Origin of the sequence: Rhodococcus sp. PSBB066, from assembly GCF_017068255.1 — a bacterium.
GTDB classification, from domain to species: Bacteria; Actinomycetota; Actinomycetes; order Mycobacteriales; family Mycobacteriaceae; genus Rhodococcus; species Rhodococcus aetherivorans.
Genome location: NZ_CP070859.1, coordinates 5,697,025 through 5,710,582 on the forward strand (window position 1 = coordinate 5,697,025; position 13,558 = coordinate 5,710,582).

Below are 13,558 nucleotides of genomic sequence, written 5' to 3' on the forward strand. Positions count from 1 at the left end.
CTGCACATCCACCTGGGCGGCTCCTTCGTTGCGACCCTGGGCCCGCACGGGATCGCAGACCGCTGCCCAGTCAGTGTGATCACTGTCACTGCGGGTGACAAGTTGCGCGCCCGGACAACGGACAAATGCCGCAGGGGCCGGCGAAACAGGGCCGCGTCGCCGACGCCCGGTCGGAGCCGGGCTCGACGACGAGCCGCGGACGGTGGACCCGTTGCGCAGAGCGCGGGGCGGTGACCGGTTCCGGTCACCGCCCCGCGTCCTTGCGCGTCGGTGGCAGCGTCAGCGCACCATCAGGTCCAGTTCGTCGTCGGCGACGTCGACTCGGACCTGCCCACCCTCGACGAGCACGTCGTCGAGCAGCAGGTCGGCGATGCGGTCGTCCACGGCGCGCTGGATGGACCGGCGCAACGGCCGCGCCCCGAACTCCGGCTGGTGGCCGTGCTCGGCAATCCAGTCGACGGCGGCCTCGGTGAACTCGATCTCGATTCCCTTGGCGTGCAGTCGCTTGCGGCTGTCGTCCAACAGCAGGTCGGTGATCCGGTGCAGCTGCTCGGTGTCGAGCTTGCGGAAGATCACGATCTCGTCGATGCGATTGAGGAACTCCGGCCGCATCGACTCGCGCAGACGGCCCATCACCCGGTCCCGCAGCGGCTTCTCGGCCGCCTCGGCGTCCCCGGTGCTGAAGCCCAGCGCCCCGCCGCGGCTCGAGATGATGTCCGAGCCGAGGTTGCTGGTCATGATCACCACGGTGTTGGTGAAGTCGACCGTGCGGCCCTGGCCGTCGGTGAGCCGGCCGTCGTCGAGCACCTGCAGCAGGGTGTTGAACACGTCCGGGTGCGCCTTCTCGATCTCGTCGAGCAGCACGACCGAGTACGGGTTGCGCCGCACCTGCTCGGTGAGCTGACCCGCCTCGCCGTAGCCGACGTAGCCCGGGGGCGCCCCCACGAGACGGCTGACCGTGTGCCGCTCGCCGAACTCGCTCATGTCCACCCGCAGCATCTTGCGCTCGTCGCCGAACAGCACCTCCGCCAGCGCCTTCGCCAGCTCGGTCTTGCCGACGCCGGTGGGACCCAGGAACAGGAAGCTGCCGACCGGCCGATGCGGATCGCTCATGCCGGCGCGGCTGCGACGCACGGCCCGGGCCACGGCCCGGACGGCCTCGTCCTGCCCGACGACGCGCCGGTGCAGTTCGTCCTCGAGGCCGCGCAGCCGCTCCTTCTCCGCCTGGGTCATCCGCGTCGCCGGGATGCCGGTGGCGCGGGAGACGACCTCGGCGATCAGTTCCGCGGTCACCTCGGGCACCTCGGCACCGGCGGGGGCGCCGGCATCGAGACGGGCCTGCACCTCGGTGATCTGGTCGCGCAGTCGCGAGGCCTGCTCGTAGCGTTCCGCCGCGACGGCCCGGTCCTTGTCGGCCTCGAGCCGGGCCAGCTGCTCGCGCAACGCCGTCTCATCGACGCGCGGTGAGCGCAGCCGCAGCCGGGCACCGGCCTGGTCGATCAGGTCGATCGCCTTGTCCGGCAGGTGCCGGTCCGGCAGGTACCGCACCGACAGGTCCACCGCGGCGTCGAGCGCGTCGTCGGTATACCGCACACCGTGGTGTTCGGCGTAGCGGTCCCGCAGGCCGCGCAGGATCGCGACCGCGTCGTCGTGGCCGGGTTCGCCGACGGTGACCGGCTGGAAGCGGCGCTCGAGCGCCGGATCCTTCTCGATGTGCTTGCGGTACTCGTCGAGCGTGGTGGCGCCGACGATGTGCAGTTCCCCGCGGGCGAGCTTGGGCTTGAGAATGTTGCCGGCATCCATCGCGCCTTCGTTGCCGCCGCCCGCGCCGACGACGGTGTGGATCTCGTCGACGAAGACGATCAGCTCGTCCGAGTGCGCGGCGATCTCGTCGAGCACCTTGGTCAGCCGCTCCTCGAAGTCGCCGCGGTACCGGGTGCCGGCGACCATACCGGTCAGGTCGAGCTGCACGATCCGTTTGCCGCGCAGGCTGTCCGGGACGTCGCCGTCGACGACGCGCTGGGCCAGACCCTCGACGATCGCGGTCTTGCCGACACCGGCCTCACCGACCAGAACCGGGTTGTTCTTGGTGCGGCGGGAGAGGATCTCGACGGTCTGCTCGATCTCGTCGGCACGGCCGATGACGGGGTCGATGCCGCCGCCGCGGGCACGCTCGGTCAGGTCTACGCCGTACTTGTCCAGGGTGGGGGTGGCGGACTGCTCCTGCGCCGCCTCGGCGGGCGCGGCGGGCTGCAGGGCGGCCTGGAGCGACTGAGCGGTGATCCCGGCCGAGACGAGCAGCCCTCCGACCCCGTGTTCCTGGTCGGCGGCGAGGGCCACGAACAGGTGCTGGGGTTCGATGTAGGTCGCGCCGAGGGCGCGCGTGAGCTGGTGCGCCTCGAGCAGCACCGTCTTGATCGCGCCGGTGAGGGCGGGAGCGGTGACCGCGGTGCGGGTCTGTTCCTGCGGGAGCCGTTGCTCCACCGCGGCCAGGACCTCGGCGGGATCGGCCCCGGCGCGGGTCATGACCGACCGGACCGGGTCCTGCTCCGCCATCACGTGCAGGACGTGGAGCGCGTCGAGGTCCGTGTCGCCGCGTTCGGCGGCGAATCGGGCCGCAGCGGCCATGAGTTCCTGGGTGCCACGGCTCAGGTAGCGGGTGATGTCGATACGCCCAGGGCCACCAGGCCCGAAGAATGCCGGCATTCCGAAGCCTCTCTCTCGGACTTGAGTCTTTCTCACTCAACTAACGTGTCGAGTCCCCTGTCAATTCCACAGATGATGTGATGTGCGCCATACCCCAGGGGCCCGAATTTCAGTTGTGCACAACATAGCGGTGCGCTACTTTATTTCTCGTGTCCGACGATCTCGCGCTCGACCGGCAGGTCTGCTTCGCGCTCTACTCCGCCTCCCGGGCCACCACCGCCGCCTACCGCGGCATGCTCGACCGGCTCGGCGTCACCTACCCGCAGTACCTCGTACTCCTGGCCCTGTGGGAACAGGAAAGCCGCGGGGACCACGGCGGCCGCGGCGTCCGCGACCTGTGCGACGCCCTCGACCTCGACACCGGCACCCTCTCCCCGCTCCTCAAGCGGCTCGAGAGCGCCGGACTGCTCGAACGCCGGCGGCAGAGCAGCGACGAGCGCCGCGTGCAGATCCACCTCACCGAGGCCGGGCGCGAGCTGCGCGCCCGCGCCGAGGACATCCCCGCGCGCATGGCCCGCGCGAGCGGCCTCGCGGCCGACGAGCTGGCCGCCCTTCGCGACACGCTCCACCGCATGACCGAGGCGCTGCACCGCCCCGAAACACCCGATCCCCATCCCGCCACCCCACAGGAGAAGCCATGAACGTGCTCTACACCGCCGAAGCACTCGCCACCGGAGAGGGTCGCAACGGCCGCGCCCGGACCTCCGACGGCAAGCTCGACCTGGGCCTCGCCATCCCCACCGAAATGGGCGGCACCGGCGAGGGCACCAATCCCGAGCAGCTCTTCGCCGCGGGATACGCCGCCTGCTTCCACTCGGCGCTGCAGCTCGTCGCCCGGCAGGACAAGGCCGACGTCGCCGACTCGGCGGTCGGAGCACGCGTCGGCATCGGCCGCACCGACGGCGGCGGCTTCGGCCTGAAGGTCACGCTCGAGGTGTCGCTGCCCCACGTGCCGCGCGCCCAGGCCCTCGAACTGACCGAGAAGGCCCACCAGGTGTGCCCGTACTCGAACGCCACCCGCGGCAACATCGAGGTCGACCTCGAGGTCACCGAGGACTGACCCGCGCGGCTCGCCGCGGTCACACCTGCGCGGCTCGCCGCGGTCACACCTGCGCGGCTCGCCGCGGTCACTCTCGCGCGGCTCGCCGCGGTCCGTCCCCAGGCACGCGTAGCGTGGATTGCGTGTGCAGGCAGGACGGGCCGCGGCTCGCGCAGTTCACCGCGGGACTCGGCTTCACGCTCGACGACTTCCAGGTCCGCGCCTGTCGCGCTCTCGACGAGGGCCGGGACGTGCTCGTCTGTGCCCCCACCGGCGCCGGCAAGACGATCGTCGGCGAGTTCGCGGTGCACCTGGCGCTCGCCGCCGGCGGCAAGTGCTTCTACACGACGCCCATCAAGGCCCTGAGCAACCAGAAGCACGCCGACCTCGCCGCGCAACTCGGGGACGAGCGGGTCGGCCTGCTCACCGGAGACGTCTCGGTCGACCCGCACGCACCCGTGGTCGTCATGACGACCGAGGTGCTGCGCAGCATGCTGCACGGCCGCTCGCCCCTCCTCGACGGGCTCACCCACGTCGTGATGGACGAGGTCCACTACCTCGCCGACCGCGAGCGCGGCGCGGTGTGGGAGGAGGCCATCCTCTATCTACCCGGCACCGTGCGCCTGGTGAGCCTGTCCGCGACGGTCAGCAACGCCGAGGAGTTCGGTGCCTGGCTGGGCCGGGTCCGCGGCGCGACCACCGTCGTCGTCGAAGAGACGCGGCCGGTTCCGCTGCACCAGCACGTGCTCGCCGGTGGTCGGCTGTTCGACCTGTTCTCCCCCACCACCGGTGCGATCGACGAGAACCTCGTGCGGTACGTCGCGCATCGCCAGCTCGTCGACGCCGCCCCCGCCGTCCCGTCGCGTCGCCGGCGCCGCCGCACGGCCACGCCCGGCCCGGCCGGCGTCGACCGGCCCGAGCTCGTCGCGCGGCTCGAGGCCGAGTCGCTGCTGCCGGCGATCTGGTTCCGCTTCAGCCGCAGCGGCTGCGACGAGGCCGTCGCCGAATGCCTGCGCTCGTCGCTGCGGCTCACCGAGGCCGCCGACGTCACCCGCATCCGCCGCATCGTCGACCGGCACACCGCCGGCCTCTCCCCCGCCGACCTCGACGCGCTCGGATTCGCCGACTGGCTCGACGGACTCGAACGCGGCTTCGCCGCCCATCACGCGGGCATGGTGCCGGTATTCCGGCACGCCGTGGAGGAGCTGTTCGGCCTCGGCCTCGTCCGGATCGTCTTCGCCACGGAGACTCTCGCCGTGGGCGTCAACATGCCCGCACGGACAGTCGTGCTCGAACGCCTCGTCAAGCACACCACCGCCGGGCCGGTCCGCCTCACCGCCGGCGAGTACACCCAGTTGACGGGACGGGCCGGCCGTCGCGGCATCGATCGGGAGGGCCACGCGGTCGTGCTGTGGAGTCCGGAGGTGCAGCCGGCCACCGTCGCGGGGCTCGCCTCCACCCGCACCTACCCGCTGAACAGCTCCCTGCGGGTGGGCTACAACACCGCTGTCAACCTCGTCGACCGGCTCGGCGTCGCCGGAGCCCGGGACCTGCTCGGCCGGTCCTTCGCCCAGTTCCAGGCGGAGCATTCGGTGGCCGCGCTGGCCACCGCGGCGACGACGAACGCGGCGACGCTCCACCGGCTCGACGACGAACTCGGGGACGCCGAGGGTTTCGCCGAGTACCAGCAGTTGCGCGAGCGGCTGGCCGCGGCGCGCACCAGCGGCACCGCCGACGCGGTGACCGCTCTCGCGCGGGCCGTGCGTTCGCACCCCGGGCACCGGCACGCCGATCGGGAACGCCTGATCACCGTCGCCGAGCGCCGTCGCGCGCTGGCCGCCGACACCGAGGTGCTGCGCGGGCAGGTCGCCGCCGCCACCGGCCGGCTCGTGGAGACGTTCGACCGTGTCCTCGGGCTGCTCGACGAACGCGGGTACATCCTGTCCGACCCGTACACCGGCGAGGCGGTGGCCACCGACCACGGCCGGATGCTGGGCCGGATTTATTGCGGCAGCGACCTTCTCGTTGCCGAGTGCCTGAGAACCGGCGTGTGGGCGGGCCTCGATCCGGCCGAGCTGGCCGCCGTCGTGTCGAGTGTGCTCGGCGAATCGCGACGGCCGGCGCCCGGCGGCGGAGCCCCCACGGCCGGTGTCGACGCCGCGTACCGCGCGACGGTCCGGCTGTGGCGGGAACTGTCCGACGCGGAGCGCCGGCACGGCCTGCCCGCGGGCCCCGAACCGGATCCGGTGGCGATGCGCGCGATCCACCGGTGGGCCCGTGGCGACGGCGTGTCCGCGGCCCTGCGCGAGGCGGCGGAGTCGGATCTGTCGGCGGGCGATCTCGTCCGGCGCTACCTGCGCACCCTCGACCTGCTCGGGCAGATCGGCAGGGGCGAGTGCCCGGTGGAGCCGGCCGGCTTCACCGCGGCCGGGTACCCACAGCGCTCTCCAGTTCGGTGAGCGCGCCCTCGAGGAGCTCGACCAGCCGGTCGAGGGCGGGCACCGCGTGGCGGTCGCCGACCACCCCGAGATCGAGCCGGCCGTCGTTCCCGGTGAGGGTGATGCTCAGTGCCTGCCCGTTCAGCACGGCCGGCACGGGGTAGATGCCGGTCAGCCGCGCACCGTTCCAGTACCGGGTGCGGGAAGGTCCCGGCAGGTAGGAGATCAGCACGTTGAACGGCGGCGGGATCTCGTCGACGAACCGCCGCACCGGCTCGAGCGCGAGCGGGCTCAGCGACAACGCGCTGAGCATCAGGAACTGGGTTCCGCTCAGCGCGGTGACCACCCGGTCGGTGTGGACGAGCGAGTCGGCGATCCGGGCGAGCCGCACCGCGGGATCGGGTTCGTCGGTGGCCAGGCCGATCACCATCGCTCCGACGCCGGGTTCGCGGCCGCCGGGACCGACCGCGGCGCCACCGAGGTTCATCGGCACCGGGAGCATCGCGGTCAGCGGTGCCTCCGGGAGCGCGTACCGCTCGGACAGATACGCGCGCAGGCCGCCGGCGCACATCGTCAGCACGACCGCGTCGATCGTGGTGTCCGCCGACGTCGCAACCGAGTGGAGCCGCTCGATCGGCCAGGAGCGCGCCGCGAGGGTCCGGCCCCGGCCCACCGCGACGTTGAACATCGTGGGCGGCGTCTGCCACGGCAGCGCCACCTGGTGCCGGCGCACGCCCTCCGTGACCAGCCTGCCGATCTCCGGGGTCATCGCGAACACCTCCGCGCCGACCCGGAGCCCGGCGCGCAGCCACGAGGTGGGAAGGGGCGACAGCCGAGCCCGGGGGGCCACCACCTCCGGGCTCCACGGCGCGGGGCAGTCGCGGGCGCCGGGGTCGGTGGACATGCTCCGGTGCAGCAGGCGCAGGCCGGCCGGGCCGTCGGCGAGGGACAGGTGGATCTTCGCGTACATCGCGGTGCGCCCGTCCTCGAGTCCCTCGATGACGTACACCTCCCACATCGGGTGGAGCGGGTCGAGCGGGGAGCCGTGGATCCGGGAGACGAGGGCCAGCAGGTCGGCCATCGAACCGGATCCGGGCACGGCGGTGTGACGTACGTGAAACCGCAGGTCGACGTCCTCGGGACGCGACCACCACGGGTAGCCGGCCCCGCGCAGCGTCCGCACCGGACGCCGGCGCAGCGGATCCGCCACCTCGTCGTGGGCGAGCAGGGTCTCGTACATGCGACGGGCATGGTCGTCCCCGGCATCCGGCGGGGGCTCGAACAACGCGAGAGCCCCGAGGTGCAGTGGACGCGACGAGGTTTCGAGCAGCACGAACAGCGCCTCGGGAAGGCTCATCACCTGCATTCCCCCATCGTGGCGCCGAAACAGCCCGCGCGTGCGGTAACCCGGCCATCTCCGCAGGGACGTGCCCGCGACGCGCGGAAATGGTGTGACGTCTCCGCGCCGCGGGGACTACCCCTCGTCCAGTCCCGGACGACGCGGAGACGTAGGGGGCCGGGACTCCCCGCTCGCATGCCAGGCGGAGTGACCTCCCTGCCGGGATCGCGGCCCGAAGCGACGATAGCAACAAACCGGTCGCACGGTATGTCTTTGGAGCTGGTCCCGCCCGTATTTCTCCGCGCGGGCGTGTTTCGACTCGGGAGCGCGTGGCTATAGCCCTTACACGGGCACCGCCCCACGAGAGGTCTCCCGCGCGGCGCGGCGGCTCGCGGACCGTTGGAGCGACAGGAGCGCGGACCATGACCATCCAATCCGCAGGCGGAGGTGGGGGCGGCGGCACGATGGCACGGCCGAACTCGTCCGGCCTCGCCGACGTCATCGACACCATCCTCGACAAGGGACTCGTCATCGACGCATTCGTGCGCGTCTCGCTCGTGGGCATCGAGATCATCACGATCGACGCACGAGTCGTGGTGGCGAGCGTCGACACCTACCTGCGTTTCGCCGAGGCAGTCAACAGGCTCGAGATCTCCACGACCGAGCCGAAGGGCCTGACGGACGTCGTCGGCGGCGTGGCCGGGAACGTCGTCGAGAAGGCCGCCGAGCACAAGACGAAGGGCGCACTGGACTCCGCCGGCGAACGGGTCCGTGGCCTGCTCGCCGGCAACGAGGACGAACGGGAGCCGGCGCCACGCCGATCCCGCAGCAGAGACCGGTGACGTTCACCTCCGCCGATCGGCGGCCCGCACCCGCCGCCGTCATGGCATGGGTCCGAACTCCGGCCACCGCCGTCCGGTTCCCCGGCGGCCCGGAGCGGGTCTAGTCTCCTCCGGGTGAGGACACGCACCGGTGCGTTCGCGCCGTCCCTGCTGCGGCGCATGGCGGCGCGGGCGACGCTCACTCCTGTCCGGGTCGTGGCGCTGAGCTTCGCCGCCGCGATCGCCGTCGGCACGCTCCTGCTCCTCACGCCCGCGGCGAGCCTGCCCGGTACCGCGACTTCCCTCGTCGACGCCCTGTTCACCGCTACCTCGGCGATGTGCCTGACGGGCCTGGTCGTCGTCGACACGCCCACGCACTGGTCCGGCTTCGGCCAGGGCATCATCCTGGCCCTGATCCAGGCCGGCGGGTTCGGGATCATGACCATGGCCTCGCTCGTCGGCCTGCTGCTCGCGAACCGGATCGGCCTCAAGGCCCGATTGAATACCGCGGCCGAGGTGCGTGCGTCGGGGCTCGGCGACGTCCGCTCGGTCGTCGTCGGCGTCGTGCGGATGAGCGTGTTCATCGAGTCGGTCACCGCGGTGGCGCTCGCCCTGCGGTTTGCGCTCGGCTACGAGGAGCCGCCCCTGCGTGCGGTGTGGCTGGGAGTGTTCCATTCCGTCTCGGCGTTCAACAACGCCGGCTTCGCGCTCTACAGCGACAACATCATCGGCTTCGCCGACGATCCGTGGATCTGCGTGCCGCTGATGCTCGCGGTGATCCTGGGCGGCATCGGGTTCCCGGTCCTGTTCGAAGTGACCCGGCACCTGCGCGGCCGCAGCCACCGCTGGAGCCTGCACACCCGCCTGACCGTGACCGTCACCGCGGTGCTGTTGGTGGTGGGACCGATGCTGGTGCTGGTGCTCGAGTGGACCCGCACCCTGCAGCACTACCACTTCGGCCAGAAGCTGCTCGTCGCCGCGTTCCAGGGCGTGATGCCCCGCACCGCCGGCTTCAACAGCGTCGACTACGCCCAGATGGACCCGGCCACCCTCCTGGTGACGGACGTGCTCATGTTCATCGGCGGCGGCAGCGGCGGCACCGCCGGCGGAATCAAGGTCACCACCTTCGTCCTTCTGCTGTTCGTCATCCTCGCCGAGGCCCGCGGCGAGCGCTCGGTGAGCGTCTTCGACCGGCGCATCGACACCCGGGTCCAGCGTCAGGCGTTGTCGGTGGCCCTGATCGGTGTCGCCCTGGTGATGGTGCCGACCATCGCCCTGTTGGCGGGGACCTCGTTCGACCTCAACGTCCTGTTGTTCGAGGTCACCTCCGCGTTCGCCACCGTCGGCCTGTCCACCGGGATCACGGCGCAGCTGCCCGTCTGGGGGCAGCTGATCCTGGTGCTCCTGATGTATCTGGGCCGCATCGGATCGATCACCCTCGTGAGCGCTCTCGCCGCCCGCGATCGCGGCCGGCGCTACGAACTCCCGGAAGAAAGGCCCTTCATTGGCTAGGAAATCCGCCTCCGACGTGGTGGTCGTACTCGGGCTCGGGCGGTTCGGCAAGTCGCTCGCGCTCGAGCTGATGAGCCAGGGCACCGAGGTCCTCGGCATCGACTCCAGCGACACCGTGGTGCAGAAGGTCGCCCACCGCCTGACCCACGCCGTGGTCGCCGACACCACCGACGAGGAATCGCTGCGGCAACTGTCGGTGCACGAGTACGGCCGCGCCGTCGTGGGAATCGGTTCCGATCTCGAGGCCAGCCTGCTCACCGCCTCCGCCCTGATCAACCTGGGCGTGCACAACATCTGGGCCAAGGCGATCAGCAACGCGCACGCGAAGATCCTCACCCAGATCGGGGTGCACCACGTCGTCCGGCCGGAGCACGACATGGGCAAGCGGGTCGCCCACCTGGTGCGCGGCCGGATGATCGACTACATCGAGTTCGACGACGGCTTCGCGATGGTCAAGACGACCCCGCCGGCGTTCGCGATCGGCCGGCGCCTCGGCGACACCGCCGTCCGCTCCGACTTCGGCGTGACCGTCGTGGCGATCAAACGTCCCGGCGAGGACTTCACCTACGCCACCGCCGACACCGTCCTCGCCCCCGGGGACACCATCATCGTCTCCGGGCGGGTCCGGAACACCGAACGATTCAGCGAACTCACCTGACAGCACCGGAACGACGTAGGCTGCAGACGATGTCACCGACAGCGCACCAGGAGCGACCGGACCCCCACCCGGCCGCGGCACCGAACGGCACCGGTCGTGCCCGGTAGCACGCTGAGGACCCGGTTCAGCCGTTCCGACGCCCTGACCGAGCGACCCGACTTCGCGCTGGTGGGCATCCTGCGGGTGCCGCAGCTACAGACCAGCCCGGGCCGGGCGATCGTGCGCCGGATCGGGTACGCCCTGATCGCCCTGGCCCTGGTGGTGCTCGTCGTCTACCTCGACCGCGACGGCTACTCCGACGCCCAGGACAACGAACTGTCGTTGCTGGACTGCCTCTACTACGCGACGGTGTCGCTCTCGACCACCGGCTACGGCGACATCACCCCCATCACACCGCAGGCCCGCCTCGTCAACGTCCTGGTCATCACCCCGCTGCGGATCTTCTTCCTCATCATCCTGGTCGGCACCACCCTCTCCGCCCTGACCGAGAGCTCCCGCCAAACCTTCCGCATCCAACGCTGGCGACACCGCGTGCGCAACCACACCGTCGTCGCCGGCTACGGCACCAAGGGCCGCACCGCGGTCGAGGCGATGCTCGGCGACGGCGCCGCGCCCTCGGACATCGTCGTCGTCGACACCGACCCCGTGGTGCTCGACGCCGCCAGCGGCCAGGGCTTGGTCACCGTCCAGGGCTCGGCGACCAAGTCCGACGTGCTGCGCCTGGCCGGGGTGCCGCACTGCGACTCGATCGTCGTCGCCGCCAACCGCGACGACACCGCGGTGCTCGTCACCCTCACCGCCCGTGAACTCGCCCCCGCCGCCAAGATCGTCGTGGCCATCCGCGAATCGGAGAACACCCATCTGCTCCGCCAGTCGGGCGCCGACACGGTGGTGATCTCCTCCGAGACGGCGGGCCGGTTGCTCGGAGCCGCCACCATCACCCCGAACGTCGTGGAAATGATCGAGGACCTGCTCACCCCGGAGGAAGGCTTCGCGATCGCCGAACGCGAGGTCGAACCCGGCGAGGTCGGCGGCTCACCGCGGCACCTCCCCGACATCGTCCTGGGCGTCGAACGCAACGGCCGCCTGCTGCGTGTCGGGTCCCCGGAGGTCGAGGCGGTGGAGGCCGGCGACCGGCTGCTCTACCTCCGGCGCGTCTCGGACTGATCGGAACGTCCCGGACCGGCCGGGGCGTCTCGGACCGACCGTGCGGTTGCCGTCCCGGGTTCCGCTATCCGGCCGGGGCGCACAGCCGCGCCGACAGCTCCCAGAGTCCGCGGGCGACAGCCTCGTCGTGCGAGCGCGAATTGGATTCGACACGCTCGGGGGCGCCCCGCAGCTCGAACAGGCCACCGGGACCGTAGTACCCGCCGGGCTCGACGCCGGGCGCGGTGGCCGCGTACAGCAGCGGCAGCGCTCCGGTCTGCGGGGACTGCCCCACCAGCCGGTTCGCCACGCCCAGGAACACGTCCTGGATCGACTCGGTGTGTGACTGCAGGTTCGTCGAGGAGTATCCCGGGTGCGCGGCCACCGCCACGACCGGGGACTGCTGCTCGGTGAGCCGGCGCTGCAGCTCGTGGGTGAACAGCAGGTTGGCCAGCTTCGACTGCCCGTACGCCAGCCACCGGTCGTAGCGACGGTGCTCCCAGTTCAGGTCGTCGAGATCGATGCGGCCGATCCGGTGCATGCCGCTCGACATCGTCACCACGCGGTCGGTGACGCGCTCGCCCAGCAGGGCGGTGAGGGCGAAGTGGCCGAGGTGATTGGTTCCGATCTGCATCTCGAATCCGTCGACGGTGCGGCGCAGCGGTACTGCCATCACGCCGGCGTTGTTGACCAGCACGTCGACCTCGTCGACGCCCCCGGCGAATTCACGCACCGATGCCAGGTCGGCCAGATCGAGGCGCCGCACCCGCGCGTTGGGCCCGATCTCCCGGGCCACGGCCTCGCCCTTGGCCACGTTCCGGCACGCCAGCACCACCCGCGCCCCCGCGGCCCCGAGTGCGCGGGCCGCCACCTCGCCCAGGCCGCTGTTGGCGCCCGTCACCACGAAGGTGCGGCCGTCCTGCTTCGGGATGTCGCGTGTGGTCCAAGCCGTCATGTCGGCCACCCTACGGGGAACGGGACATCCGGGAAAGGAACCCGCTCGGCCACCCGCCCGGCGCCGACACGTCGCCGACACGTTCCCGAAACAGGCCGGCGATAGGGTCGCCTCGCTTCCGTCGCCCGTCGCGCCGGAATTCCGAAGGGAGCAGTAGGAGGGGTCCCGTGCCGCCACGTCGCAGGTCGATACTGCTCGACCGGCTCGAATCCGGGACCCCCGGCCGTCCCCAGCAGGCCATCCTCGACGAACTGCGCCGCGTCATCCTCTCCGGCGCCGTCCCGCCGGGAACCCCCATCCCGGTACCCGAGGTGGCGGAACTGTTCGGCGTCAGCCGCATCCCGATCCGGGAATCGCTGAAAACCCTCATCGGCGAGGGACTCGTCGACCACCGGCGGAACCACGGATACACCGTCGCCCGGCTGACCGCCGCCGAACTCCGCGAGATGTATCTCGTGCGGGAAACCCTCGAGACGGCAGCACTGACGGCGGCGGTGGCGCTGGCCACCGAAGCCGATCACGCCCACGCCGCATGGGTCCACGCACGCCTCGAACGCGCCGTCGCCGACGACGATCCGCACACCTACCACCGCGAGAGCCGCGAGTTCCACCTGGCGCTGGCCGGCCCGTCGCGCATGCACCGGCTGCTGCACATGCTCGAATCGGCTTGGAACATCACCGAACCCGTGCAATCTATGGTGCACGTGTCCGCGGCGCAGCGGACGGTTCTGCATGCCGAGCACGAGCGGATGCTGACCGCGTTCCTGGCCCGGGACACGCCGGGGCTCCTCGCCGCCGCCGACGCCCACAACCATCGGCTCGATTCCGTGATCGCGACGCTGCCCGCCGACGCCGGGTTGCTGACCCCGGAAGATATACCGATCGGGAAACCCACCGGCAACACCTGATCGTTACCGTTCTCCTCATCGGAATTCACCACCGTC

11 protein-coding genes are annotated in these 13,558 nt (G+C 71.2%); 8 read left to right on the forward strand and 3 right to left on the reverse strand.

What is annotated here, in order from left to right:
• Positions 1-279 precede the first annotated feature (279 nt).
• Positions 280-2,706 (reverse strand): ATP-dependent Clp protease ATP-binding subunit, encoded by a 2,427-nt coding sequence (locus tag JYA75_RS25985; protein ID WP_185713800.1) that lies wholly within the window; start codon positions 2,704-2,706, stop codon positions 280-282.
• Positions 2,707-2,855: 149 nt separating this feature from the next.
• On the opposite strand from JYA75_RS25985, the gene JYA75_RS25990 reads away from it, so the two are divergent.
• The 3 genes from JYA75_RS25990 (at position 2,856) to JYA75_RS26000 (ending at position 6,204) form a co-directional block, all read left to right on the forward strand.
• The gene (locus tag JYA75_RS25990) at positions 2,856-3,347 is read left to right on the forward strand and encodes a MarR family transcriptional regulator (RefSeq protein WP_029541744.1); all 492 of its coding nucleotides are present in this window, start codon (positions 2,856-2,858) and stop codon (positions 3,345-3,347) included.
• Positions 3,344-3,766: an organic hydroperoxide resistance protein gene (locus JYA75_RS25995; protein ID WP_050034692.1), complete on the forward strand. Its 423-nt coding sequence runs from the start codon at positions 3,344-3,346 to the stop codon at positions 3,764-3,766. The genes JYA75_RS25990 and JYA75_RS25995 overlap by 4 nt, the downstream gene beginning before the upstream one ends.
• A gap of 122 nt (positions 3,767-3,888) precedes the next feature.
• Positions 3,889-6,204 carry a DEAD/DEAH box helicase gene (locus tag JYA75_RS26000; protein ID WP_006946907.1) on the forward strand — a complete coding sequence of 772 codons (2,316 nt, stop codon included), beginning with the start codon at positions 3,889-3,891 and terminating at the stop codon, positions 6,202-6,204.
• Here JYA75_RS26000 and JYA75_RS26005 read toward each other — a convergent pair.
• Positions 6,164-7,549, reverse strand: a complete 1,386-nt coding sequence (locus JYA75_RS26005) for a wax ester/triacylglycerol synthase family O-acyltransferase (protein ID WP_185713801.1) — start codon at positions 7,547-7,549, stop codon at positions 6,164-6,166. The two genes, JYA75_RS26000 and JYA75_RS26005, sit on opposite strands and share 41 nt — an antisense overlap.
• A 395-nt stretch (positions 7,550-7,944) precedes the next feature.
• Here JYA75_RS26005 and gvpJ point away from each other — a divergent pair, with 395 nt between their 5' ends.
• The 4 genes from gvpJ (at position 7,945) to JYA75_RS26025 (ending at position 11,680) form a co-directional block, all read left to right on the forward strand.
• Positions 7,945-8,364 carry a gas vesicle protein GvpJ gene (gene gvpJ, locus JYA75_RS26010; protein WP_006946912.1) on the forward strand — a complete coding sequence of 140 codons (420 nt, stop codon included), beginning with the start codon at positions 7,945-7,947 and terminating at the stop codon, positions 8,362-8,364.
• 159 nt (positions 8,365-8,523) lie between these two features.
• The gene (locus JYA75_RS26015; RefSeq protein ID WP_044476563.1) at positions 8,524-9,855 is read left to right on the forward strand and encodes a potassium transporter TrkG; all 1,332 of its coding nucleotides are present in this window, start codon (positions 8,524-8,526) and stop codon (positions 9,853-9,855) included.
• Positions 9,856-9,874: 19 nt separating this feature from the next.
• The gene (locus JYA75_RS26020; protein WP_044476564.1) at positions 9,875-10,513 is read left to right on the forward strand and encodes a TrkA family potassium uptake protein; all 639 of its coding nucleotides are present in this window, start codon (positions 9,875-9,877) and stop codon (positions 10,511-10,513) included.
• A 96-nt stretch (positions 10,514-10,609) separates the two neighbouring features.
• Positions 10,610-11,680 carry a potassium channel family protein gene (locus tag JYA75_RS26025; RefSeq protein WP_006946916.1) on the forward strand — a complete coding sequence of 357 codons (1,071 nt, stop codon included), beginning with the start codon at positions 10,610-10,612 and terminating at the stop codon, positions 11,678-11,680.
• Between the two features lie 64 nt (positions 11,681-11,744).
• On the opposite strand, the gene JYA75_RS26030 is transcribed toward JYA75_RS26025, so the two are convergent.
• Positions 11,745-12,614: an oxidoreductase gene (locus tag JYA75_RS26030; RefSeq protein ID WP_006946917.1), complete on the reverse strand. Its 870-nt coding sequence runs from the start codon at positions 12,612-12,614 to the stop codon at positions 11,745-11,747.
• A gap of 167 nt (positions 12,615-12,781) precedes the next feature.
• Here JYA75_RS26030 and JYA75_RS26035 point away from each other — a divergent pair, with 167 nt between their 5' ends.
• Positions 12,782-13,522: a GntR family transcriptional regulator gene (locus JYA75_RS26035; protein WP_006946919.1), complete on the forward strand. Its 741-nt coding sequence runs from the start codon at positions 12,782-12,784 to the stop codon at positions 13,520-13,522.
• Positions 13,523-13,558 lie beyond the last annotated feature (36 nt).